The organism is Chimaeribacter arupi, assembly GCF_002858805.1.
Taxonomy (GTDB): Bacteria; Pseudomonadota; Gammaproteobacteria; order Enterobacterales; family Enterobacteriaceae; genus Chimaeribacter; species Chimaeribacter arupi.
Map to the genome: position 1 here is coordinate 65,610 of NZ_PJZI01000001.1, position 24,846 is coordinate 90,455.

At 57.4% G+C, this 24,846-nt stretch carries 22 protein-coding genes; 9 read left to right on the plus strand and 13 right to left on the minus strand.

The annotated features are described in order from the left end of the window. Positions 1 to 36: 36 nt before the first annotated feature. The 3 genes from CYR52_RS00330 to bioH form a co-directional block, all read right to left on the minus strand. On the minus strand, positions 37 to 1,074 hold the full coding sequence (locus CYR52_RS00330; protein WP_072927498.1) for a LacI family DNA-binding transcriptional regulator: 1,038 nt from the start codon (positions 1,072 to 1,074) through the stop codon (positions 37 to 39). 156 nt (positions 1,075 to 1,230) lie between these two features. After that, complete coding sequence (locus CYR52_RS00335) at positions 1,231 to 1,491, minus strand: YdgH/BhsA/McbA-like domain containing protein (protein ID WP_072927888.1); 261 nt, start codon at positions 1,489 to 1,491, stop codon at positions 1,231 to 1,233. Positions 1,492 to 1,801: 310 nt separating this feature from the next. Continuing rightward, positions 1,802 to 2,599 (minus strand): pimeloyl-ACP methyl ester esterase BioH, encoded by a 798-nt coding sequence (gene bioH / locus CYR52_RS00340; protein WP_101827752.1) that lies wholly within the window; start codon positions 2,597 to 2,599, stop codon positions 1,802 to 1,804. Between the two features lie 47 nt (positions 2,600 to 2,646). Between bioH and gntX the strand changes: the two genes are divergently transcribed. Next, the gene (gene gntX, locus CYR52_RS00345) at positions 2,647 to 3,327 is read left to right on the plus strand and encodes a DNA utilization protein GntX (protein WP_072927889.1); all 681 of its coding nucleotides are present in this window, start codon (positions 2,647 to 2,649) and stop codon (positions 3,325 to 3,327) included. Positions 3,328 to 3,386: 59 nt separating this feature from the next. Continuing rightward, positions 3,387 to 3,962, plus strand: a complete 576-nt coding sequence (gene nfuA / locus CYR52_RS00350) for a Fe-S biogenesis protein NfuA (protein WP_072927501.1) — start codon at positions 3,387 to 3,389, stop codon at positions 3,960 to 3,962. 151 nt (positions 3,963 to 4,113) lie between these two features. Here nfuA and malQ read toward each other — a convergent pair whose 3' ends face one another. Together malQ and malP are read right to left on the minus strand one after the other, a co-directional pair. Beyond that, on the minus strand, positions 4,114 to 6,195 hold the full coding sequence (malQ, locus tag CYR52_RS00355; RefSeq protein WP_101827753.1) for a 4-alpha-glucanotransferase: 2,082 nt from the start codon (positions 6,193 to 6,195) through the stop codon (positions 4,114 to 4,116). A 9-nt stretch (positions 6,196 to 6,204) separates the two neighbouring features. Further along, positions 6,205 to 8,610, minus strand: coding sequence for a maltodextrin phosphorylase (gene malP, locus CYR52_RS00360; RefSeq protein WP_101827754.1), 2,406 nt, complete (start codon positions 8,608 to 8,610; stop codon positions 6,205 to 6,207). A 350-nt stretch (positions 8,611 to 8,960) separates the two neighbouring features. On the opposite strand from malP, the gene malT reads away from it, so the two are divergent. Then, entirely contained in the window at positions 8,961 to 11,675 is a 2,715-nt protein-coding gene (gene malT, locus CYR52_RS00365) for an HTH-type transcriptional regulator MalT (protein WP_072927507.1), read from the plus strand. 280 nt (positions 11,676 to 11,955) lie between these two features. Here the strand turns inward: malT and CYR52_RS00370 are convergent, their stop codons facing one another. The 6 genes from CYR52_RS00370 to ulaA form a co-directional block, all read right to left on the minus strand. Beyond that, positions 11,956 to 12,651: an L-ribulose-5-phosphate 4-epimerase gene (locus tag CYR52_RS00370; protein ID WP_101827832.1), complete on the minus strand. Its 696-nt coding sequence runs from the start codon at positions 12,649 to 12,651 to the stop codon at positions 11,956 to 11,958. A gap of 2 nt (positions 12,652 to 12,653) precedes the next feature. Then, positions 12,654 to 13,535 carry an L-ribulose-5-phosphate 3-epimerase gene (locus tag CYR52_RS00375; RefSeq protein ID WP_101827755.1) on the minus strand — a complete coding sequence of 294 codons (882 nt, stop codon included), beginning with the start codon at positions 13,533 to 13,535 and terminating at the stop codon, positions 12,654 to 12,656. Positions 13,536 to 13,544: 9 nt separating this feature from the next. Then, a complete protein-coding gene (locus CYR52_RS00380; RefSeq protein WP_101827756.1) occupies positions 13,545 to 14,201 on the minus strand; it encodes a 3-keto-L-gulonate-6-phosphate decarboxylase UlaD in 657 nt (218 codons plus the stop codon). Between the two features lie 13 nt (positions 14,202 to 14,214). Beyond that, positions 14,215 to 14,694 carry a PTS ascorbate transporter subunit IIA gene (gene ulaC / locus CYR52_RS00385; RefSeq protein WP_072927511.1) on the minus strand — a complete coding sequence of 160 codons (480 nt, stop codon included), beginning with the start codon at positions 14,692 to 14,694 and terminating at the stop codon, positions 14,215 to 14,217. Next, a complete protein-coding gene (ulaB, locus tag CYR52_RS00390; protein ID WP_072927513.1) occupies positions 14,691 to 15,011 on the minus strand; it encodes a PTS ascorbate transporter subunit IIB in 321 nt (106 codons plus the stop codon). The genes ulaC and ulaB overlap by 4 nt, the downstream gene beginning before the upstream one ends. A gap of 84 nt (positions 15,012 to 15,095) precedes the next feature. Continuing rightward, positions 15,096 to 16,496: a PTS ascorbate transporter subunit IIC gene (ulaA, locus tag CYR52_RS00395; protein ID WP_072927515.1), complete on the minus strand. Its 1,401-nt coding sequence runs from the start codon at positions 16,494 to 16,496 to the stop codon at positions 15,096 to 15,098. Positions 16,497 to 16,937: 441 nt separating this feature from the next. On the opposite strand from ulaA, the gene ulaG reads away from it, so the two are divergent. The 6 genes from ulaG (at position 16,938) to glpD (ending at position 23,564) form a co-directional block, all read left to right on the plus strand. Next, positions 16,938 to 18,002, plus strand: a complete 1,065-nt coding sequence (gene ulaG / locus CYR52_RS00400) for an L-ascorbate 6-phosphate lactonase (protein ID WP_101827757.1) — start codon at positions 16,938 to 16,940, stop codon at positions 18,000 to 18,002. Between the two features lie 128 nt (positions 18,003 to 18,130). Beyond that, positions 18,131 to 18,886 carry an HTH-type transcriptional regulator UlaR gene (ulaR, locus tag CYR52_RS00405; RefSeq protein ID WP_072927518.1) on the plus strand — a complete coding sequence of 252 codons (756 nt, stop codon included), beginning with the start codon at positions 18,131 to 18,133 and terminating at the stop codon, positions 18,884 to 18,886. 447 nt (positions 18,887 to 19,333) lie between these two features. After that, entirely contained in the window at positions 19,334 to 19,663 is a 330-nt protein-coding gene (gene glpE / locus CYR52_RS00410; protein WP_072927519.1) for a thiosulfate sulfurtransferase GlpE, read from the plus strand. A 498-nt stretch (positions 19,664 to 20,161) separates the two neighbouring features. Next, on the plus strand, positions 20,162 to 20,998 hold the full coding sequence (gene glpG / locus CYR52_RS00415) for a rhomboid family intramembrane serine protease GlpG (RefSeq protein WP_072927521.1): 837 nt from the start codon (positions 20,162 to 20,164) through the stop codon (positions 20,996 to 20,998). 35 nt (positions 20,999 to 21,033) lie between these two features. Then, complete coding sequence (locus tag CYR52_RS00420; RefSeq protein ID WP_072927522.1) at positions 21,034 to 21,792, plus strand: DeoR/GlpR family transcriptional regulator; 759 nt, start codon at positions 21,034 to 21,036, stop codon at positions 21,790 to 21,792. 260 nt (positions 21,793 to 22,052) lie between these two features. Next, positions 22,053 to 23,564 (plus strand): glycerol-3-phosphate dehydrogenase, encoded by a 1,512-nt coding sequence (gene glpD, locus CYR52_RS00425; protein ID WP_072927524.1) that lies wholly within the window; start codon positions 22,053 to 22,055, stop codon positions 23,562 to 23,564. A 97-nt stretch (positions 23,565 to 23,661) separates the two neighbouring features. Here the strand turns inward: glpD and CYR52_RS22835 are convergent, their stop codons facing one another. Together CYR52_RS22835 and CYR52_RS22840 are read right to left on the minus strand one after the other, a co-directional pair. After that, the gene (locus tag CYR52_RS22835; protein WP_241522367.1) at positions 23,662 to 24,096 is read right to left on the minus strand and encodes an Abi family protein; all 435 of its coding nucleotides are present in this window, start codon (positions 24,094 to 24,096) and stop codon (positions 23,662 to 23,664) included. After that, complete coding sequence (locus CYR52_RS22840) at positions 24,093 to 24,626, minus strand: Abi family protein (protein ID WP_241522368.1); 534 nt, start codon at positions 24,624 to 24,626, stop codon at positions 24,093 to 24,095. Before CYR52_RS22840 ends, CYR52_RS22835 begins: the two co-directional genes overlap by 4 nt. Between the last annotated feature and the right edge of the window lie 220 nt (positions 24,627 to 24,846).

The following is a 24,846-nucleotide window of genomic DNA, read 5'->3' on the forward strand; positions in this document are numbered from 1 at the left end:
AACCACACAGGGAGGGTGACGGCACCCTCCCTTTTTTTATGCCTTATGCCTGGGGGCCGGGGCGGCCGTTGAGCGGGCGTAACGGATTTCAGTCTCCACCAGCGTATGCATCTGCGAAGGTTCGCGCCCGGCAATGCGGGCAAACAGGAGGTCGCCGCCCTGCCAGCCCAGTTGGGCAGTCGGCACGTCGATGCCGCTTAACGGCGGCGTCAACAGCGGTGAAATACCGGTATTGCTGAACCCCATCACGGAGAGCCGGTCGGGAATGCTGCACCCCTGCTCCTGCGCGGCCCGGTAGAGGCTGAGAATTTTCAGCGCATCGGTCGCCAGCACGGCGGTCGGCAGCGACGGCAGCGCCAGCAACCGGCAAGCCGCCTCATACCCCTCCTCCACGCTGTTGCCGCCATCCACAATCCAGGCCGGGTCTACCGGCAATCCCGCGTCCGCCATCGCCTGCCGGTAACCGGCCAGCCGGTCAATCGACACATGGAAATCCAGCGAGGCGTGCAGGCAGGCGATCGCCCGGTGCCCCTGCGCAATCAGCGCCTGGGTCATCCGGTAGCTGTCATGCACATTGTCGGTGTCCACCGAAAAGATGTGGCGGTACTGCCCCTCCACCCGGCCGATCACCACCACCGGAATGGTGTAGCTGTCGAGCTGGGCGAAAAAGGCCTCATCGGCCGGGGAGCTGAGCATGATGATCCCTTTCACCATCTTCTCTTTGATCTTTACGAGACATTTTTGCAGATCGTCCTCGCTGTTACGGGACGTCTGCAAAATCACGTCGAACCCCTCCTCTTCGGCCCTGGAGGCGATGGCGTGCACAATGTCTGCAAAGAAAGGGTTGCCGAGCGTGCTGCGGGTCGGGCGGGTGGAAATCACCATAATGGCGTCAAAGCCTGAGGACGTCAGCGCCCGTGCCAGTTTGCTGGGCTGGTAATTCAGCGTGTCGATCGCCTGCAACACCCGGTCACGGGCCTCAGGGGAAATATTGGGCTGATTGTTCAGCACACGAGACACGGTCGATTTGGAGACCCCGGCCATCCGTGCGATGTCATAAATCGTAGCTGCCACTGATACGCATCTCCGCGTCAACGTGAGGGTAAATTCGGGGCAATTATACCGTAACGGGGAAGGATGTAATCCGGCAGAGGGCGCGGGGAAAGAAGAAGGCGGACGCAGTAATAGAAAAGGCGCCGTTTGGCGCCCCGTTGACCGATCAATCAGAGATTATTTATAGACTTCGGCGATGGCGCTGACTTTGCCGTGTTCGCGGCCGGCGATCACAACAAAGTATTTACCGCCTTTCTCATCGGCCAGTTTGGAGAGTTCTTCTTTGGCATCCATTGGCGAGGTGGTTTCCGCCGTCGTGGTAACGGTGCCCACTTTCTCATACTTGGTGGCTTCTTCTTTGGAGATCTCCTGCGCTGCCAGTGCGCCAAATGACATCACACCCGCCAGCACCGCTGCCGTCATCGCTGAAGCCTTCATTGCAGACATAAATTTCATGACCTTACCTCTCGTAGAATGATTAGTGTTTAAGAAAGCAGTCAAGATAAGCAGGTAACGAACACCACGGAGACAGCATCATCCTTGTGCGAATGAACCCCGGCGATATCCCGCCCAGAAGCGTGACAGTCGCGTGAACAGGGCTGACGCGTTTATCCGCCCTGTTCACACCGTCTGTCAGTTAATCAGTTACCTGCCTGATACCTAAGTATTAAGCAGATTGCTGATTTATCCACTCGGGCCCCTAAATAATTCCACTTTACTGCGCTAAATAAACTCCATAAACAGCGGGTTATCGGGGCAAGGCCAGGCCGCCCGGCGAGTGTTCCGCGAGGAAATCAAGCAGCACCTGGGTGAAATCGTCCGGATGGGAAACAAAAGGCGCATGGGCGGCTTTGTCGAGGGTAACGGACGTTGACTGCGGCCACGCCTCATCCAGTTCCGGGATAATCTTACGCGGCACCAGGCCATCGAGCCGCCCATAGATGCGCAGGAACGGCAGCGTCAGCGCACGCAAAGGTTCACGCAGATCGGCCTGCCGCAAAATCTCCAGCCCGCCGTTCAGCACGTCCACTCCCGGCATCGGCTGCTCCAGCACCACCGCCTTCAGCAGCCGGACGTCGCGCCGGGCGCTCTCGGTACCCAGGGTTTGCAGCGCCAGAAAACGTTCCACCGTGCGCTGGAAATCCTCACTGAGCTGATGCTGGAACCCCTGTAATACCTCAGGGCGGATGCCGGGCCACTCCCCCTGCGCGGCAAAACAGGGGGACGAGGCTACGGTAATCAGCGAGTCCACCTGCGCCGGGGCGTCCAGCGCAATCTGGCTGGCCACCAGCCCGCCCAGCGACCAGCCGAGCCAGTGGGCGCGCGGCGGGGCATTTTCCCGCACCCGTGCGGCCATCTCTGCCAGCGTCATCGCGCCGAAACCGGTGCTGCGCCCGTAACCAGGCAGGTCGACCAGGTGCAGCCGGAAATGCGGCGCAAGCCGCACCGCAGCCTGTTGCCAGACGTCGGCGTTCAACCCCCATCCGTGAAGCAGCACAAGATCGCGATCGCCTTCGCCCATTGTCTGCCAGTAAAGCTCCGTCATAGGTTATTGTCCTGTTTCTGTATCTCTGCAAGGAAGCCAAGATGAGTATGCTAACAATCGGCGGCCTGTGTTGGCTATGCCGGATGCCGCTACACCTCAGCCGCCACGGCATTTGCAGTTACTGCCTGCGGCACCTGACCGCGCCCCCGGCGTGCCCGCGCTGCGGCCTGCCCTCAGCCTCGCCCGATTTGCCGTGCGGCCGTTGCCTGCGGCAGCCGCCGCCCTGGCAGGCGCTGGTTGCCGTTACCGATTTTCGCCCGCCGCTCAGCCACCTGGTGCATCGGCTGAAGTTCAGCCACACCCCGGAGCTGGCCCCGGTGCTGGCGCGCCTGTTGCTGCTGCGCTGGCTGGAGGCCCACCGCCACGGGCGGGTCGTGCGGCCGCACCAGGTGATCAGCGTGCCGCTGCACCGGCGGCGGCAATGGCGGCGCGGCTATAACCAGAGTGATTTGCTGGCAGTGCCGCTGGCGCGCTGGCTGGGCTGCGGTTACCGGGAAGATACGCTGCAACGCACCCGCGCGACGCCTGCCCAGCGCGCACTCACGGCCGCCCGGCGGCAGCGTAACCTGCGCGGCGCGTTTCACTGCGGGCAGAATCTGGCCGGTTGCCATGTGGCGCTACTGGATGATGTGGTCACCACCGGGAGTACGGTGGCGGAGATTTGCGCGTTGCTCAATCGTGCGGGTGTGGCGTCGATTCAAATCTGGTGCCTGTGCCGCACCTTGTAGTGATGCCGTCATTGGGCGTATTATAACCTACTAGAGAAGTCAACTATTGAGTGAATGCTATGATCCGTATTACCGACGCAGCCCAAGCACACTTTGCCAAATTGCTGGCGAGCCAGGAAGAAGGCACTCAGATTCGCGTATTCGTGATTAATCCGGGTACACCTACCGCTGAGTGCGGCGTCTCCTATTGCCCGCCGGACGCAGTAGAAGCCACCGACACCGAATTGAAATTTGATCAGATCTCCGCCTATGTGGATGAGCTGAGCGCACCTTATCTGGAAGACGCCGAAATTGACTTCGTGACTGACCAGCTCGGCTCCCAGCTGACGCTGAAAGCCCCGAACGCCAAAATGCGTAAAGTCTCGGATGACGCACCGCTGATGGAGCGTGTCGAGTATGAACTGCAATCCAAAATCAACCCGCAACTGGCGGGCCACGGCGGCCGTGTGTCGCTGATGGAAATCACCGATGACGGCTATGCCATCCTGCAATTCGGCGGGGGTTGCAATGGCTGCTCGATGATTGATGTGACCCTGAAAGACGGCATTGAAAAAGAGCTGCTGGCTAACTTCCCGGAGCTGAAAGGCGTGCGGGATCTGACCGAACACCAGCGCGGTGAGCACTCTTATTACTAAGGCCGTATTATCAAGGCCGGCCTGAGTAAGGCACGGCTTGTCGGGGCATGAACGTTGCAGGTTCAGCACCGACAAAAAAGGGCACCCTACAGGGTGCCCTTTTCTTTTCCGGGTTATCTCCGGGTTGTCATTTTCCAGGCCGGCTACAGGCTCAGACCGACACCTTACGGCGGCGCTTATCCAGATCCTTCAGCAGCCGGTTGACCTGCGGGTCAGCAAACATCGCCTCCAGCGTCTGAGACAGCTTGCGCCGCCAGTTGGGGTACTGGTCTGTGGTGCCGGGCACGTTCACCGGCATTTTCATATTCAGCCAATCTTCCGGCTGTAACCCCAGCAACGCACTGGCGCTGTCTGCGATATAGCGTTGCAGGCCGCGGTTCAGCGTCGGGGTCATCGCCATCATAGAGGCCTTATGCCCCAGCTTTTTCGGCACACACCCGTACTGGTGCAGGCCGTTGAGCAGCCCCTGGCGCGCTTTATCCCGATCCTCCTGTAACCCGGCGAACACCTCTTTGTCCGGGTACAGGCCCAGCTTCTGGCCGAGCGTCAGATCCCCGCTCTCCCAGAACCCGCGCAGGGTCGGCAGATCGTGGGTGGTGATGGTTGCCATCGCCTGCACCGGGTAGGATTGCGGCGCGCGGTAGATATTGTCGCGATCGCGCTCGAAATAGAGCACTTTGTATGAGTACACGCCGCTGTCACGCAGCCGGGCGACAATCTCAACCGGCACGGTGCCCAGATCCTCACCAATCACCATGCAGCGGTAGCGCTGGCTCTCCAGCGCCAGAATCGCCAGCAGATCATCCACCGGATACTGGACATATGCACCCTGATCGGCCGTTTCCCCATAAGGTATCCACCACAGCCGCAGCAGCGCCATCACGTGGTCAATCCGCAGTGCACCGCAGTCAGTCATGTTGGCGCGCAGCAAATCGATAAACGGCTGATAACCGCGCGTCTGCATCACGTTCGGGTCCATCGGCGGCAGGCCCCAGTTCTGGCCGAGCGGGCCGAGAATATCCGGCGGTGCGCCGACTGAGGCACGCAAACAGTACAGCTCACGGTCACACCAGGTTTCTGCGCCCCCCTCTGACACCCCGACCGCCAAATCACGGTAGAGGCCGATCGGCATCCCCAGGGCTTCACTGTGGGCGTAACAGTCAGCGAACTGGCTGTGCGCCAGCCATTGCAGCCACTGGTAAAATTCGACGTCATCGCGGTTGGAGTGATAAAACGCTTCCGCCGCCTCGGTGCCGTCACGGTATTTTTCCGGCCAGGCCGGCCAGCCCCAGCACTCTTTGTTCTCTTTGATCAGCTGTTCATGCAGCGCATCAAAAGCAGCCTGCTGGCGCAAACTGCTGCCGGCCTGCTCTACGAATTGCAGGTAGGCACGCTTGCGGGCATGGGTCGCGGGCAGCACCTCGAAGTCAGGGAAGGCCAATCGCAGCGCCTCCCGCTTCAGGGCCGTCACCGCGCTGTAATCCACCCATTCTGACGCGCGCGCTTTCTCCAGCGCCGCCTGGGTGTCAGGCTGTTTCCACCAGCGCTGGGCCGCCTTACTGTGACGGAACTCATCTACCGCATTCACGTCAATGTAGAGGATATTCAGCCAGCGGCGTGATGAGGGGCTGTAGGGGCTGGCGCTCTCCGGCATCGCCGGGTAGAGCGCGTGGATCGGGTTCAGGCCGATAAACGCCCCGCCCCGTTTCGCCGTCTCTTCCAGCATCATCCGCAGGTCACCGAAATCACCGATGCCCCAGTTTTGCTCTGAGCGCAGGCTGTAAAGCTGCACGCAGGCACCCCAGAGTTTTTTGCCGGTCAGCAGCGCTTCCGGTTCATAACAGCGTTTCGGGGCGACGATAAGGCGACAGCTCCAGCGCTGCCCTTTCTGCTCCAGCGTCAGCTGGTGGTAACCCGCCGGCAGCCGCCCCGGCAGGGTCAGACGTTTGCTTCCCCCGGCGCGCCCTTCGGCCCGCGTGCCGTTCTCCTGCTCCAGCACCCAGCTGAATTCACCCTTTCCGGCCAGCGACAGGGAAATCGGCCGCCCCTGGGTGAAGACTTTCACCGGCGGCAGCGGCCCGGCTGCCGGCGAGGTCTCTTCATCACGGCCCATTGCGGTCAGCAATTTCATTTTGGTCTGCGCTGAAATTGCCTGCTGTTTGCCGTGCGCGTTGATAAAGCTGGCGGAAATACCCGCCAGCGTGGCCGCCTGATCAATCTGTTTCTCGTCCATGCGGTCTCCTTACCGTTTTGCCTGCCAGATGCGTTGCTGATAATCCCGGATCGAACGATCCGAACTGAAAATCCCAACGCGTGCTGTATTCAGGATAGCGCGTCGTGTCCATTCTTCCGGGTCACGGTAGAGTGCGTCCACGTTCTGTTGCGCTTCTTCATAGGCGGCGAAATCGGCCAGCACCAGATAAGGGTCGCCCCCGCCCAGCAGGCTGTTCAGCAACATTTCAAACGCCTGCTTGTCGCCGTTGCTGAATTCGCCGCTCTCCAGCGCTTTCAGTACCGCATTGAGTCGTTTATCTTTTTTACGCCATTTCACCGGGTCATAGCCACCGGCTTTCAGCGCTTTGACCTGCTCCACGGTATTGCCGAAAATAAAGATATTCTCTTCACCCACCTGCTCGGCAATCTCGACGTTAGCGCCATCCAGCGTGCCGACGGTCAGCGCGCCGTTCAGGGCCAGTTTCATATTGCCGGTGCCGGACGCCTCTTTCCCGGCAGTGGACACCTGCTCGGAGACATCTGCCGCCGGGATCATCAGCTCCGCGACCGACACTTTATAATCCGGGATAAACACGACCTTCAGCAGATCCTTCACCCGCGGATCGTTGTTGATCGTCGCCGCGACCTGGTTGATCGCATAGATGATATTTTTTGCCAGGTAGTAGCCCGGCGCGGCTTTGGCCCCGAACAGGAACACCCGCGGCACCCGGTCCGGGCCCTTTTTACTCAGGATCTCCTGATACCGCGCGATGATATGCAGCAGCGTCAGGTGCTGGCGTTTGTACTCATGCAGCCGTTTGATCTGGATATCGAAGATCGCCTCCGGATTGATCACAATGCCGGTGACATCCTTCACATACGCTGCCAGTTTCTCTTTATTCCGGTGCTTGATTTGGCGGAATGTCTCCCGGAACCCGGCGTCTTCGGCATAAGGTTCCAGCCCTTTCAGCGCGTCCAGATCCGTGACCCACTCGGTGTTCAGCGTTTCATCGATCAAGGCTGACAGCGCCGGGTTACACTGCTTCAGCCAACGGCGCGGGGTGATGCCGTTGGTGACATTATGGAATTTCTGCGGCCAAAGCTGGTGATATTCCGGGAAGAGATCCTTCACCACCAGATCAGAGTGCAGCGCCGCTACCCCGTTCACCGCAAAACCGGCCACCACGCACAGGTTGGCCATGCGTACCTGCTTGTTATGCAGCACCGCCAGCTTGCCCCACAGCGCCTCATCGCCCGGCCACTGCTTATCCACGATCTTTTTGAAGTGCGCGTTGATCTGCTTGATGATGGCGAAGTGGCGCGGCAGCAGGCTGCGCACCAGTTTTTCATCCCAGCACTCCAGCGCTTCCGGCATCAGCGTGTGGTTGGTGTAGGCAAAGGTGCGGCTGGTGATCTGCCAGGCGGCCTCCCACTCCAGCTGATGCTCATCCAGCAGGATGCGCAGCATCTCAGGGATCGCAATGGTCGGGTGGGTGTCATTGAGCTGGATCACTTCATAATCCGGCAGCTCCGCCAGGGCACGGCCCGCGCGATGGTGGCGGCGCAGGATGTCCGCTACCGCACAGGCACACTGGAAATATTGCTGCATCAGGCGCAGCCGTTTACCGGCCTGATGGTTGTCATTTGGGTAGAGCACTTTGGTGAGTTTGGCGGCGTCGATGCCATGCTGCTCAGCGTGCAGGAAATCCCCGTCATTGAATTTACCCAGGTCAAACGGGGCGGGATGGGTAGCTTCCCAGAGGCGCAGTGGCTGGCTGATGCCGTTGCGGTAGCCCACCACCGGCAAGTCCCATGCTTCACCGCGCAGGATGAAATCGGGCCGCCATACCGTGCGGCCGTCGGCCTGTTTCTCCAGTTTGCCGCCCATACCGACGTCCACCGCCAGCGAGGCATTATGGGTGAACCACGGGTAATTTTCGCGCTGCCAGATGTCAGGCGACTCATGCTGTTTGCCGTCAACAAAGCGCTGGCGGAACAACCCGTACTGGTAGTTCAGCCCATAGCCGGTGGCCGGCTGGCTGAGGGTCGCCATGGAATCCAGGAAGCAGGCGGCCAGCCGCCCGAGGCCGCCGTTGCCCAACGCCGGATCCACCTCCTGTTCAAGGATGTCAGTCAGCGACAGGTTAAAGCCTTTCAGGATAGCGGCAATGTCGTCATACCAGCCGAGGTTGATCAGGTTATTGCCGGTCAACCGGCCAATCAGGAACTCCATTGAGATGTAGTTCACATGCCGCTGCCCCTTCTCAGCCGCTTCCGGCCGGGGCGGAGGAGTCAGTTGCTCGGCAACGGCGGCGCTTACCGCCTGCCACCACTGATGCGGCGTCATTTCTTCTGCGGCATGAAGGCCGAAATGATGCCACTGGCGCGACAGCGCAGCCAAAAAGACATCCTTTTTAAATGTGGGCTGTGACATAGCAGGTCTCATTCCTGTAGTTAAACCAGTTAACGCTAACCAGTTAAATGTTGAACATGTGAATTGGGCATGACGGACAGGCGCTTAAATAATTAGCGCTATCCTGCCGGGCAGTGAGCGGCGCGGCATCATCCCGCCGGACGCTTAGCTGGGGAGGAGAAGCAGGGCGTAGCCGTGAAGTGTGATCGACTGCAACTTACCATCACCTCAAAACCGGCAGTTATTGCATTAGAAAGTGGCTTAGCTGAACTTAACGGCTAATGATTAATTACAAGCCGTAAAATAATCATGGTGTATTGGATGGCTACCTTTCCGCCACCTCCGCCGCTGTCAGAGAAGATGGAAACCTCATGCTGATCCCTTCAAAACTCAGCCGTCCGGTACGGCTGCAAAATACTGTGGTGCGCGATCGTTTGTTGACCAAACTGGCCAGCGCAGCCAATTACCGTCTGGCGCTGGTTAACTGCCCGGCGGGTTACGGTAAAACCACCCTTGTCGCCCAGTGGGCGGCCGATATCGCGGAGTTGGGATGGTATTCACTGGATGAAAGTGATAACCAGCCGGAACGCTTTGTCAGTTATCTGGTGGCCGCTATCCAGCAGGCCACTGGCGGGCATTGCAGCAAAAGCGAGGCCATGAGCCAGAAACACCAGTACGCCAGCCTGTCAGCACTGTTTTCCCAACTGTTTATTGACCTGAGTGAATGGCACCGGCCGCTCTACCTGGTGATTGATGACTATCACCTGATCACCAATGAGCAGATCCATGAGGCGATGCGCTTTTTCCTGCGCCACCAGCCGGAAAACCTGACGCTGGTGCTGCTCTCACGCTCGCTGCCGCCGCTCGGCATCGCCAACCTGCGGGTGCGCGATCAACTGCTGGAACTCGGCAGCAGCCAGCTCGCCTTCAACCACCAGGAGGCAAAACAGTTCTTTGACTGCCGGCTCCATGCGCCGCTGGAACAGGGTGACAGCAGCCGTTTATGTGACGACGTTGAGGGCTGGGCAACCGCCCTGCAACTGATCGCCCTCTCTGCCCGCCAGTCCGGGGCGGCGGCGCATAAATCAGCCCAACGGCTGGCCGGGCTGAACGCCAGCCACCTGAATGATTACCTGGTGGATGAGGTACTCGACCGTATTGACGTCGATACCCGCCACTTCCTGCTGCGCTGCGCGGTGTTGCGCTCCATGAATGATGCGCTGATTGTGCGGCTGACCGGCGAGGATTACGGCCAGCAACGGCTGGAGGAGCTGGAGCGCCAGGGCCTGTTTATCCACCGTATGGATGACAGCGGTGAATGGTTCTGCTTCCACCCCTTATTTGCCGCATTTCTGCGCCAGCGCTGCCAGTGGGAACTGGCGCTGGAGCTGCCGGCCATCCACCGCAGCGCCGCCGAAGGCTGGCTGGCGCTGGGCTACCCGGCTGAAGCCATCCACCATGCGTTAGCAGCCGGTGACATTGAGATGCTGCGCGACATCCTGCTGCATCATGGCTGGATGCTGTTCAACCAAAGCGAACTGACTCTGCTTGAACAGTGTTTGAATGCGCTGCCCTATGAGCGGCTGGTGCAGAACCCCAAACTGGCGCTGTTACAGGCGTGGCTGGCGCAAAGCCAGCACCGCTTCACGGAAGTCGATACCCTGCTGGATCGCGCTGCCGAGGCGATGCAGGCCCAACAACTGGAAATTGATAAAACCTTGGCGGCCGAATTCAACGCGCTGCGCGCGCAGGTCGCCATTACGGCCGGCAAACCGGAAGAGGCCGAGCAGCTCGCCGGTGAGGCGCTGAAATTCCTGCCGCTGTCGAGTTACTACAGCCGCATCGTGGCAACCTCCGTGACCGGCGAAGTGCACCACTGCAAAGGCGAGCTGGCGCGCGCGCTGCCGATGATGCAGCAAACCGAGCAGATGGCGCGGCGGCATGAGGTCACCCATTACGCGCTTTGGGCGTTGCTGCAACAGAGCGAAATCCTGATCGCCCAGGGCTTTTTACAGGCAGCCTTTGAAACCCAGGACAAAGCCTTTGAGCTGGTGCGCGAACAGCATCTGGAGCAGTTGCCGCTGCACGAATTCCTGCTGCGCCTGCGCTCCCAGCTGTTATGGTCATGGGCACGGCTGGACGAGGCCGAAGGGGCCGCCCGGCGTGGCCTGGAAGTGCTCAATAACCACCAGCCGCAACACCAGTTACAGTGCCTGGCGATGCTGGCGAAATGCTCGCTGGCACGGGGCGATCTCGACAATGCCGGGCGGCACCTTCAGGGGTGTGAAACCCTGTTGCTCAGCAGCGCCTATCACCGTGACTGGCTCACCAACGCGGATAAAGCCCGGGTACTCTATTGGCAGATGACCAATGATGTCACTGCCGCGGCTAACTGGCTGCGCCATACGGAAAAACCGGGCATGGCGGATAACCATTTCCTTCAGGGGCAATGGCGCAATATTGCCCGCACACAAATCCTGCTCGGCCAGTTTAATGAAGCCGAAGTGGTGCTGGATGAGCTGAACGACAACGCCCGGCGGCTGAAGCTCTACAGCGACCTCAACCGTAACCTGCTGCTCAGTAACCGGCTCTACTGGCTGTGTGAGCGGAAAGCGGATGCCCAGAAAGCGCTGATGGAAGCCCTGACGCTGGCCAACCGCACCGGTTTTATCAGCCATTTCGTGATTGAGGGCGAACTGATGGCCCAACAATTACGCCAGCTTATCCAGCTGAATGCCCTGGCAGAACTGGAGCAACACCGGGCGCAGCGTATTCTTCGCGATATAAATCAGCATCATCGCCACAAGTTCGCGCATTTCGACGAAAGCTTTGTGCTGAAGCTGCTGACTCACCCGCACGTGCCGGAACTGATCCGCACCAGCCCGCTGACCCAACGCGAATGGCAGGTGCTGGGCCTGATCTACTCCGGTTACAGCAATGACCAGATTGCCGGTGAGCTGGATGTGGCGGCCACCACCATCAAAACTCATATCCGTAACCTTTATCAGAAGCTGGGTGTCACCCACCGCCAGGAAGCCGTGGTGCAGGCGCAGCGGCTGATGCAGCTTATGGGGTACAGCGCCTGAGGTTATCAATCAGGCGCTGCCACTGATCCTCTTTACAGAGGATCACTTCTGCAGATGGACCGGCGGCCACGGCCGCCGTCACTCAGCGCTGTTGCCACTCTCCGCGACGCCTGCCGCCATTCAACGCAACGTGCTGCCACTCCATGCGGCTTGCTGTCACCTGACATTGCCCTCGCACGCCGCGGCCACTCAGCGCCATCTTCATCTGCCGCCACTATCATTTATCGCCATTCTCACCTGCTGCTTGCCGTCCTTTACCGCGAAGGCCAGGTGGTGCGGGTCACTGCGCTGGCTTCTGCCCGTAATAGGCATCGGCACCATGTTTACGGCTGAAGTGCTTTTTCATCAGGTAACTGTCAATCGGGTGCAGGTGTGGGTTAACGCTGCATGCAATCCAGGCCATTTTGGCGACCTCTTCCATCACCACGGCATTATGTACCGCCTCCTCCGGTGAGCGTCCCCAACTGAATGGGCCGTGCTGGCTGACAATCACGCCCGGCGTATGCAGCGGATCGCGGTCCGTGAAGGTTTCCACGATGACCCGGCCGGTTTCCCGCTCATAGTCGCCCTCCACTTCCTCACGCCGCAAAGCGCGGGTACAGGGGATGTCGCCCAGGAAATAGTCCGCATGGGTCGTGCCGAGTGCCGGGATGGTCAGCCCGGCCTGCGCCCAGGCGGTAGCGTGAGTGGAATGGGTATGCACAATACCGCCCAGTGTGGGGTAACGCTGATAAAGCACCCGATGGGTCGCAGTATCTGACGAAGGCCGGTAGCGCCCTTCCACGATGTTCCCGTCCAGATCAACTACCACCATATCCTCTGGCTGCAACTGTTCATACGCCACGCCGCTGGGCTTAATCACCATGAGTTGCCGGTCACGGTCGATACCGCTGACGTTGCCCCAGGTAAAGGTCACCAGCCGGTGTGCCGGCAGTGCCAGGTTGGCGTCAAACACCTGTTGTTTCAGAGACTCCAGCATCATTGCACTCCTGTTTCCCGGGCTTCCCGTGCCGGCACGGGAAGCCCGGCCCGGCGCATTTTCTCACATACCCAATGGCGCGCCGCCGCCACCTCCGCTGCCGGATCGGGGGCCGTCTCACTCCACATCTCAATCAGGTAAGGGCCGCGGTAGCCGCTGGCCTGCAAGGTGGCAAAACAGCGTTCAAACTCCACCACCCCTTCGCCGAACGGCACATTTTTGAACAGGCCGGGGCGGGTATCTTTAACATGCACCGCGACGATGTGCCCGGCACCCGAGGCGAGTTCCATCTGCACATCGTTGTCCCAGGCGGACAGGTTGCCGATATCCGGGTAGAGCTGAAACCACGGGTTATTGAGGTAATGCGCATAACCCAGCGCCTTGCTGATGGAGTTCATCAACGGGTAATCCATGATTTCCATCGCCAGCGTCACCTGCGCCCGGCTGGCCATCTCGACCGCCTGCACCAGCCCATCACGGAAACGCGCCCTGGTGCGGTCGTTGGCCTGCTGGTAATAGACGTCATAACCCGCCAGTTGAATCACGCGGATGCCGACATCCTGCGCCAGCCGGATCGCCTTGCGCATAATCGACAGCCCCTCCTCGCGCACCTCATCCTCTTCCGCGCCCAGCGGAAAGCGGCGATGGGCGCTGAGGCAGAGCGAGGGCACGCGTACGCCGGTCGCGGCTACTGCCTTCACCAGCGCCATACGCTGTTCGGGTGACCAGTCCAGCCGGGCCAGACGCGCATCAGATTCATCGATCGACATCTCAACAAAATCAAACCCCAGCGATGCCGCCAGTTGCAGGCGGGCAAGCCAGTCTTCGCCCCCCGGCAGTGCTTTTTCATAAATGCCGAGCGGAACGGCTTTATGTAACATGCCGGCTCCTTAGCCCCAGAGCTGCTGAATGGTACGCTTGAACTGACGCGCAGCCTCAACCGGGTCTGCGGCGTCACGAATGCTGCGCCCGGCGATAAACACATGCACCGGAATACCCTGGAACAGCGGCAGATCCGCCAGCGCCAGCCCCCCGGTCACCGTGACCTTAAAGCCCATCTCTGACAGGCGTTTGATCGCAGCAATATCGGCCTCGCCCCAGGCCACGCCGGCAGCCTGCGCATCACGGCTGCGGTGATAAACCACCTGCCCAATGCCGGCCACACGCCACTCCGCGGCTTGCTCCCAGGTCCAGAAACCGGTCAGCTCAATCTGCACATCGCCATTGAACGCATGGGCGACTTCCAGTGCCCCTTTGACGGTGTTGATGTCGGCACAGCAGATCACGGTTACCCAATCCGCATCGGCTTCAAAACACATGCGCGCGAGGATGTGCCCGGCATCAGCAATTTTGGCATCAGCCAGCACAATTTTTTCCGGGTAGAGTGCTTTGAGGTCACGTACTGCGCGCACGCCTTCCGCCACACAAAGAATGGTGCCGACTTCAATGATATCGACCTCCGCCGCAATCTGCCGGGTGGTGTGGTAGGCATCAGCCATGCTCTGGTTGTCCAGGGCGACTTGTAACATCGGTAAGATGTGAGACATAACAACGCTCCTTTTAGTGGGCGGCCGCGTCAGCGGCGGCTGAGGTTTCATCAATGAGTGCCAGCACGTCCTGTTCAGTGCGGCAGGCGCGCAACCGGTCAAAATTGGCGTCATCTTCAAACAGGTTCACCACTTGCATGATGCCGACCTCCTGATGTGCCTGAGCATCTACTGCCGCCAGCGTAATCAGGATATCGACCGGATCATTCTCTTCATGGTTAAACACCAGGGGCGTTTTCAATGTGACCAGTGCAAAACCGGTTTTGTTGACCCCTTCCTCCGGGCGGCCATGCGGCATCGCCAGCCCTGGGGCAATCACAAAATAGGGCCCGAAACGCGCCACGCCGTCCAGAATGGCCTGGTAATAACGGGGTTCCACCACCCCGGCTTTCACCAGCAGATCAACGCCGATTTTCACCGCCTCCTGCCAGGTGGCCGCCTCCGCCTGAAGGGCGATAGCGTGGTTTTCCGCTAACGAATCACGCAGCTTCATACCGGCTCCTGTTTTTTAAGGTCATGGGGAAAATGCGCGGTGATCACCTCCAGCAGCTTTGGCCCGAAGTCCGCTGCGGACAGCATATTGCGTACACCGACCACATATTTATTGCCGCTGACGGTGATCTCATCCGCCACATGAGTAGAGGCGATGATAATGTCTGCGCCGCCCAGCTCGGATTTGTATTCCCCTACCGCACAACTGTTTACGCTGTGATTAATGCCTTCCTGTGTCAGGAACTGGCCGACTTTCATCTTCATGATCATCGAGCTGCCTTGCCCACATCCACATACCGCCAGAATGCGCACGGTCATAATCTTGGCTCCTTATGGTTCAACAGAGTGTTGCTGTTTAATTGGCTGTTATTGTTTAACCGGCTGTGGCTGTTTAACTGACAGTCATTGTTCGACCGGTTGTTCTGAAGCAATTTTTTCTGCGTCCTCTTCGGCGCGCAGGGTACGGCCGGCAAAGAACATGTAGATCGCGGCAATCATGAGGATCACCCCGATAAACCACAGGCCGGTGGTGAAACCCTGCATCATCGGCGGGGCCAGAATCGACCAGTCCGCCATGCCCATCCAGGCGCTCAGCCCCGTGAGTTTTACCGCCCAGACACAGCCAAAGATCTCGACCATGCCCATGACCAGGCAGATCTTCAGCGCAGCACGCCAGCCGCCAAAGTGATTGGCAAATACGCCGATAGTGGCGTTGGAGAAGAACATGGGAATAAAGCCCGGGATGATCATGATGGAAGAGCCGATCGCCAGCAGGATACCGACAGCAATCAGCTGGCCGATGGTGCCCCACATAAAGCCCCACACCACGGCATTGGGTGCAAAGCTGTAGATGGCGGCACAATCAATCGCCAGCACCGCCCCCGGAATCAGGCGTTGGGAGATGCCGTTAAACGCTTCCGTAAGCTCCGCCACGAACATCCGCACACCCTGCACAATGATGAAGATAGCCACAGAGAACATCAGGCCGGTCTGGAGGATATAGATCGTCCAGTGGGTTTTCCCGGCCATTGTTTGCAGGGTTTCCAGGCCGAATGAGCAGAGGATGATGCCGAAAAACAGCGTCATGACGATGGCCGTGGAGACGATATTGTCATGGAAAATATTGAGCCAGCCCGGCAGTTTAAGATCTTCCACGCTTTCCTCTTTTTTGCCGAGGAACGGGGCAAGTTTATAGGCCAGCCAGGCGGCAAATTGTTGTTGGTGACCGATAGAGAAACCACAGCCGTCCGTCACTTCCTGGGTAGGTTTGTACATCATGTTGGCGGTGATGCCCCAGTAGAGTGACACCAGCACCGCCGTGCAGAGCACGGTCGTCCACATCGGGTAGCCAAGGATATAGAAGAACACCGCGATGAGCCCCGCCTGCTGAAACATGATGTGGCCGGTCAGCATGATGGTACGGATGCCGGTAATGCGGCGCAGCAGCACATACCCAATGTTCAGCGCCAGGGCCAGCAGCACGGCATACCCTACCCAGCTGTAGGCATCGCCCATGCGCTCAATGGTCGCCATCATGGCGGCATAGGTGTCTGAGATGGCGCCGTTGATGCCATACACTTCGGATAGCTTGGCGACTACCGGTTTGAAAGTGCTGGTCAGAATGCCTGACCCTGCCTGCAACAGCATGAAACCAATGATGGTTTTCAGCGTCCCTTTGATGATGACGGTAGCGCTTTTACGTAACAACGCGTAGCCCAGCAGCGTCACCAGCCCCAGCAGCAGCGGGGCGTTAGTCATGACCTGATTAAAAAAAACGGTAAACAGGGTATAGAGGGTTTCCATAAGGCTCTCCATGAGAAAGCGCTCCGTGAGGCTTTCCGCGTTGGGCCGGACATCCTGCAAGTGTGTATCCGGGTAAAGGCACAACAATCTTAAGGTTGTCGCACTCTACCGCTCACCTCCTCTCACAAAAAGATGCTTTATGATTATTTGTGAGCATCTTCTCAAGATATTCACTCAACGACAGCAACACTCCATAATGGATGCGCAGAACGCCTGAACAATCCTTTGTTTTTAAATAGAAATAAATCATTCATATCAATACCTGATAACATGATGTGCGAATATCAATGCCGGAATACCTGTCGTAAAAACTGAGATACGACGTTGTAAGCCCCCATAAACAGTGCTAGATTCCTCTCAAATAAATCATAAATAATCACATAATGATTGATTATGACTAAGCGGTTCGTATGCTTATCACCAACCCGATGAGGAAATGCTATGAGTAAAGTAACCACTCTTACCCGTGAAGCCTGGATCCTGAATACCTTCCCTGAATGGGGCAGTTGGCTGAATGAAGAGATTGAGCAGGAGCAGGTCGCGCCCGGCACATTTGCCATGTGGTGGCTGGGGTGTACCGGCATCTGGCTGAAATCAGAGGGCGGCGCCAACCTGTGTGTGGATTTCTGGTGCGGCACCGGCAAACAGAGCCACGGTAACCCGTTGATGAAGGCCGGCCACCAGATGCAGCGTATGGCCGGGGTGAAAAAGTTACAGCCGAACCTGCGTACTACGCCGTTTGTGCTGGATCCGTTTGCCATCCGGCAGATTGACGCAGTGCTGTCCACCCACGATCACAACGATCATATTGACGTGAATGTGGCGGCGGCTGTGATGCAGAATTGTGATGCCTCCGTGCCGTTTATCGGGCCGCAAACTTGCGTCGATCTCTGGGTTAGTTGGGGCGTCCCGGCAGAGCGCTGCATCGTGATGACGCCGGGTAAGGTCATTACCGTCAAAGATGTGGAAATCCGCGCGCTGGAAGCCTTCGACCGTACGGCACTGATTACGCTGCCGGCCGGGCAGCAGGCAGCCGGGATATTGCCGGACGGCATGGATCAACGCGCCGTCAATTATCTGTTCACCACGCCGGGCGGCTCGCTCTACCACAGCGGTGATTCGCACTACTCGAACTATTACGCCAGGCACGGCAATGAGTATCACGTTGATGTGGCGTTAGGGTCTTATGGGGAAAACCCGCGCGGTGTCACCGACAAGATGACCAGTGCCGATATTTTGCGGATGGCCGAGGCGCTGAAAACCCAGGTGGTGATTCCGTTCCACCATGACATCTGGTCAAACTTCCAGGCAGACCCGCAGGAGATCCGTATGCTGTGGGAGATGAAAAAAGATCGGCTGCGTTATGGCTTCAAGCCGTTTATCTGGCAGGTGGGCGGCAAATTTACCTGGCCGCTGGACAAGGATAATTTTGAATATCATTACCCGCGTGGGTTTGACGATTGCTTTACCCAGGAACCGGATCTGCCCTTTACCTCGTTCCTTTAAGATAACGTCAGGCGCGGCAGGGCGCGCCTCCCTTGCCCGGCCTGACGCGGTAAGGCACAACGAAAAATACAAATGCGCATGATGCTCGCGTATAATCACCGGATAATCATTATCCACGCGGGGCAATCATGACTGAAGCACAACGACACAATGCTATCCTTGGGCTGCTTCAACGTCAGGGGCAGCTCTCTGTCGCGGATGTCATCACGCAGTTTGCCATTTCACCGGCAACGGCACGCCGCGACATCACCAAGCTCAATGAGCTGGGAAAATTACGTAAAGTACGCAACGGGGCAGAGGCCATCAGCACGCCGCGCCAGAGCTGGACGCCACTGAATATCCACCAGACGGCGCATCTCAATGAAAAAATGCGCATTGCTAAAGCGGCAGCAGCGCTGTGCAGCCCGGATCAAAGCGTCGTGATTAACTGCGGCTCCACGGCATTTTTACTGGGCCAGGAGATCTGCGGAAAACCGGTACAGGTGATCACCAATTATCTGCCGCTGGCGAATTACCTGATTGAGCAAGAGCATGAGAGCGTGGTGATCATGGGCGGGCAATATAATAAAAGCCAGGCCATCACCCTCGCGCCACAAGATGGCGATGCCACCCTGTATGCCGGGCACTGGATGTTCACCAGCGGTATCGGGTTAACCGCAGAAGGGTTGTATAAAACCGATATGCTGACTGCGATGGCCGAGCAGAAGATGCTCAACACCGTGGGGAAACTGGCTGTACTGGTGGACAGCAGCAAGCTGGGGCAGCGCGCCGGTATGCTGTTCAGCCGCACCGAGCAGATTGATGTGGTGATCACCGGGCAGGCTGCGGATGCTGCCCTGGTCGAACACTTACGCAAGCAGGGTGTTGAGGTCGTTTTGGTGTAAAGCGGGGTGATAGCGGTGGGATATCGATGTAATCGCGGTGGGATAGCCGGATGCAGTACGCCGCCCGGCTAATCAGAGGTATTAGCGGTGTTACAGGCACACCGGGCGCATACAGGGCAGGTGCGTTAAAATTCAGCAGTGGCGGGTGAAAATTGCTGCTGCCGAAAATCGGCTGCGAGACGAGAGAATGGCTTATTGCGGCCGGAAACCATCGGCTGTGTAACATGCCAGGCTGTATGCCGGCCGTCACTGATGGCTGATGAAAATTGCCTGCTGCACAGAATGTTAGGGCGATACACCGGTAACCGCGCTTATGGTTGCTGAAATCGGGTAAGACAGCGCTAAGCCTCTTTTCATAATAGCCCTGCATTACGCCGGGTCTTGTCCGGTAAAAAATTAGGTACACTGTTGCCGTGTTTTTCCCCTAATTCAGAGGCACCCTGCAGTATGGAACAGTTCGAAGCAATCAGCGTTGAGCAGGCACACACCCGGTTAAGCCAGGGTGACGCCGTGATGGTGGATATCCGCGATCCGCAGAGTTTTGCCGCCGCCCATGCGCCGGGGGCCTTTCACCTGACTAACGGCAATTTGCCTGATTTTATCCAGCAAACCGCCTTCGATAAGCCGGTGATGGTGATGTGCTATCACGGCATCAGCAGCCGCGGTGCGGCGCAGTATCTGCTGACCCAGGGCTATGACGCGGTCTACAGTATTGATGGGGGCTTTGAAGCCTGGGCGCGCCAATTCCCTGATGCCGTGCAAGCTGACAACACCTGACAGCCTCCCTACGCCTTGCCTGCCATCGGCTTTGCCGGTGGCTTTTTTTTGCCTGTGCTTCCAGTTTGATACAGGAAACAGTGGGTCGGGAGCTCCCCCATAAAATAGCGTCAGGCAGCCGGGCAGGCTATGCGCCCGATAACACGCGCACGCTCAGTGCGGTATGCCCTTATGGCCACAGGCGCACGCGTACTATGGAATGCCGTGCGCAAAGGCGGCGTAGCTGCGCGGATAAGCGCTATAGGGATCACGTGGATATAGGCCATATCAATCGCACTTCTCTTATCGCCGGTATACTCAACATGAACTGTTATGCAAACAGAACCGGGTACAACAAGGTAACTGTGAGGCAGCGCATACGGCAGAAAGCAACGGGCACGCGTCATGATGCGGCAGGTATAATCAGGTTGCCGCGCCCGCAGGGTGAATGGTAAGTTGCAAAATCATGATTAAAAATCAATCTGTTAAAACACCGCCAGTGAAGGTTGCAAATAAACTATGGTGCGAATAATTACGTTGTCCAACCCCAGGGTTGCCCTGGCGTTTGTGGATTACATGGCGACTCAGGGCATCCGGCTGGAAAGCCGCCCGCAACAGGGGCATACCGTTGAGTTATGGCTGGCGGATGAGTCACGGCTGAGCGAAGTCGAAAATCAGCTTGAGCAGTTCCTGCGCGATCCTGCCCATCCGCGTTATCAGGCAGCCAGTTGGCAGACCGGCAACACAGAAAGCACGCTGTCTTACCCACGCTACTCCTACCTGGCGCGCATCCGCAGCCAGGCCGGGCCGCTGACGCTGGCCATCATGGTGCTGAGCATTGTTATCTATCTGCTGATGCCGGTGATGGGGGATGACCGCATCATGAACTGGCTTGGCTGGCCGGCCGACAGCAGCCAATACTGGCAACTCTGGCGGTGGGTCAGCCATGCACTGCTGCATTTCTCAATTTTGCACATTATGTTTAACCTGCTGTGGTGGTGGTATCTGGCCGGGCCGCTGGAAAAGCGCCTTGGTACCGGCAAACTGGTAACGATTGCGCTGGTTTCCGCCTTTTTCAGTGGTTGGGCGCAATCCCTTTACAGCGGTATCTATTTCGGCGGCCTTTCCGGCGTGGTCTATGCGCTGATGGGCTACGTCTGGCTGACCGGCGAGCGCGCACCGAACGTGGGGCTTTCGCTTCCGCGCGGGTTAATGGTGTTTTCACTGGTGTGGCTGGTTGCCGGTTACTTTGATGTGTTTGGCCTGGCGATTGCCAATGCTGCCCACGTAGCCGGGTTAATCCTGGGCTTACTGATGGCTTTCAAGGATACGCGCCACCTGCGCAATCAGCGCTAACCGCCGGCTTTTTAAGGTCTTTTTAGAGGTGTAATGTGAAGCAAACGCAGCGTCATGACGCGATTATTGAACTGGTGCGTCAGCAGGGGTATGTCAGTACCGAGGAGCTGGTGGAACATTTTGCCGTCAGCCCGCAAACTATCCGCCGTGATCTGAACGACCTGGCGGATCAGAATAAAATTCAGCGCCATCACGGCGGCGCGGCCCTGCCTTCCAGCTCGGTGAATGCCGCCTACCATGACCGTAAAATCATGTGGCCGACTGAAAAGGCGCGCATTGCCCAGCGCGTCGCCAGCCAGATCCCGGATGGTGCCACGCTGTTTATTGATATCGGCACCACGCCGGAAGCGGTCGCCCATGCCCTGATGAACCACAAAAACCTGCGCGTGGTCACCAATAATCTGAACGTGGCAACGCTGCTGACAGCCAAAGAGGATTTCCGCCTGATTCTGGCCGGGGGTGAAGTACGCACCCGTGACGGCGGCATCATGGGGGAAGCCACGCTGGATTTCATCTCCCAGTTCCGGCTCGATTACGGCATTTTGGGCATCAGCGGCATTGATATGGATGGCTCGCTGCTGGAGTTTGACTATCATGAAGTGCGCACCAAGCGCGCTATCATTGAAAATTCCCGTTGCGTGATGCTGGTGACTGACCATTCCAAATTTGGCCGCAACGCGATGGTCAACCTCGGCAACATGAACCTGATCGACTATTTATTCACAGACAAAATGCCGCCAGCCAGCGTGATGAAAATCATTGAGCAGCATGAGGTGCAGCTCGAGCTGTGCTGATCCCGCCTGCGGCCTGAAGCCGTTTTCTGCCCCCATCCTCACGGCCCCGTTTTTTAACGGGGCCGTGCTGTTTCTGCATATCCCCTTTTTTACTGCGGAGTCAATGATCTGACGACGTAATAAAGCCGGAAAAGTGTTAGCTGCATCACGCCTAAATGTTTTTATTCGGTTAAGTCTTGGCTTATTTGTTGGTTTTTGATTACAATCATGAGCGAAAACGAACATTAAAGAACTGTTACGAACATCTGGAGGAAGATGACGTGGAAACCAAAGACTTGATCGTGATCGGTGGCGGCATCAACGGGGCCGGCATCGCAGCGGATGCTGCCGGGCGCGGGCTGTCCGTACTGCTGCTGGAAGCGCAAGACTTGGCGTGTGCCACCTCTTCCGCCAGCTCGAAGCTGATTCATGGTGGCCTGCGCTACCTGGAACATTATGAATTCCGCCTGGTGAGCGAAGCGCTGGCCGAGCGCGAGGTGCTGCTGAAGCTGGCACCCCATATCGCCTTCCCGATGCGCTTCCGCCTGCCGCACCGCCCCCACCTGCGCCCGGCGTGGATGATCCGTACCGGCTTGTTCCTGTACGATCACCTTGGTAAACGTACCAGCCTGCCGGCCAGTAAGAGCCTGCGTTTTGGCGCGGATTCGGTCCTTAAGCCGGAAATCACGCGCGGTTTCGAATATTCTGACTGCTGGGTAGACGATGCGCGTCTGGTCGTCCTGAATGCGCAGGAAGTAGAACGCCGCGGCGGCGAAGTGCGTACCCGCACCAAAGTCACCTCAGCCCGCCGTGAAAATGGCCTGTGGGTGGTTGAAGCGCAGGATGTAGAGAGCGGCAAAACCTTCACCTGCCGCGCACGCGGTCTGGTGAATGCCACCGGCCCGTGGGTGAAAAACTTCTTCGATAATGGCCTGAAGCTGAAATCACCTTATGGTATCCGCCTGATCAAAGGCAGCCATATCGTGGTGCCGCGCGCCCATAATCAGAAGCAGGCTTATATCCTGCAGAACGAAGATCACCGAATCGTGTTTGTGATCCCGTGGATGGAGGAGTTTTCCATCATCGGTACCACCGACGTCGAGTACAAAGGCGATCCGAAAAATGTGCAGATTGATGAGCAGGAAAAAGATTACCTGCTGAAAATCTACAACAGCCACTTCAAGAAACAGCTGGGGCGTCAGGACATCGTCTGGAGTTACTCCGGTGTGCGCCCGCTGTGTGATGATGAGTCTGACTCGCCGCAGGCGGTCACCCGTGATTACACGCTCGACGTGCATGATGACAACGGCCAGGCACCGCTGCTGTCGGTGTTTGGCGGCAAGCTGACCACTTACCGCAAGCTGGCTGAACATGCGATGGAAAAGCTGGCGAAATACTACCCGAGTGCCGGCCCGGCCTGGACGAAAAACGGCAGCCTGCCGGGGGGCGACATCGGGGGCGACCGTGAGAGCTACGCTGCGCAACTGTGCCGCAAACACAGCTGGCTGCCGGATTCTCTGGCCCGCCGCCTGACCAACACCTACGGCAGCCACAGTGAGTTGATCCTGGCCGGTGCGAATAGCCTGGCCGACCTGGGCGAAGATTTCGGCCACCATTTCTTTGAGGCCGAGTTGCGCTACCTGGTGGAGAAAGAGTGGGTCAAGGAGCTGGATGACGCCATCTGGCGCCGCACCAAGATCGGTATGTGGCTGAATGACGCGCAACAGCAGCGCGTTGCAGCTTGGCTTGCCAACCGCATCGCCCCTGTGAAGAAACTATCACTGGCGTCCTGATCGCAGGCATTACGCCACAAAAAAGCCCGGCAGCAATGCCGGGCTTTTTATTGTCGGGTGAATATATTATCTAGTAAATAAACCCGTATATTTTATCTCATTGCCAAAACGGGTCATTTTCCCAGTGAACTGGGAAGCCAGTATCATGCAGATAAAGCATGGCAGCTCGATGACTGTTGAATAATGAATGTAACGCTTCACGCATGTTAATATCATGCATCCCCAGCGTTTTAACCATCTTTTGAATAACGGCAATAGACAAATAAGGCCGGTTAGGCTGTGTCGCATCGATAATAAGTTCATTGGCAATGCCACTTGGCACAGCGAGCTTTGCATTCCACAGGCGGCTATGATGTGCACACCGGTTACGGATATCGCGTAAACGCTGTATCCAGTTCACCCATGCCTTAAAATCACGGGCACCAAACTCTGCGGCCAACTCATCAAGGATCTTACTTTGTGGTGAGGGTAAAGATTTAAAGTAAGAAAAATCAATGGTATTAACTATCTTATAGAGGCATCCAATTGTCATGAACTCACTGGCGATCCAGAAAGGGGCAGCGTTGGATATTCTGGATGTACATTGTTATGGTATTTTTCTTTATAATTTCTGGCATACATCTCTTTTTCACGTTCAAAATCCTTCTTAATAACATCCCGGATAGCATTGATAGCCTGTACATTCCCTTGGGGTGTGAAAAAATACGTATCATCCAAATACCAAAATGCATTATTTGTATAACTGGAAAGCGTTTGATCAAGGCGGCTTCTTAGTTTTACCTCAAGGCGCGCTATTATACCAAACAGGCAGGCCCGGAGTTTTTCATCAAAACGATACAGCTCGATACCATATTCAAAATACTCATTCTCTCTGTAATGCTTTCCATCAGGGCTGGTTGAATCTAAAAGAGGGTGCAGATAGATTTTAAAATGGTAGTAACTTATCTGATTTAACACCCGTATGGCTTCTTGCTCATCCAGGAAAGAGAGATGCTTACGTTTTAAATCAGCGAGGAGTTCTGAGGGCGAACGATAGGGTTTACGGTAAAGGGTGGTTGGCATCGTTGTATCATCCCTGAATTAACGCCAAAAAAAAGCCCACTAACTTCCCCGAAGGGTTGTTGCAGGCATCATTAAGGCAAATATTACGCCTTCTGACAGCAGGGTCAATACTATTTTGAGCGGGGCACCATGCCATCGCTCCTCCAACAAACATCAACGCCGTCAACAAAAAACCCGCCGGAGCGGGTTTTTGGCTGTGAGGCAGCGGAACAGCAGACAG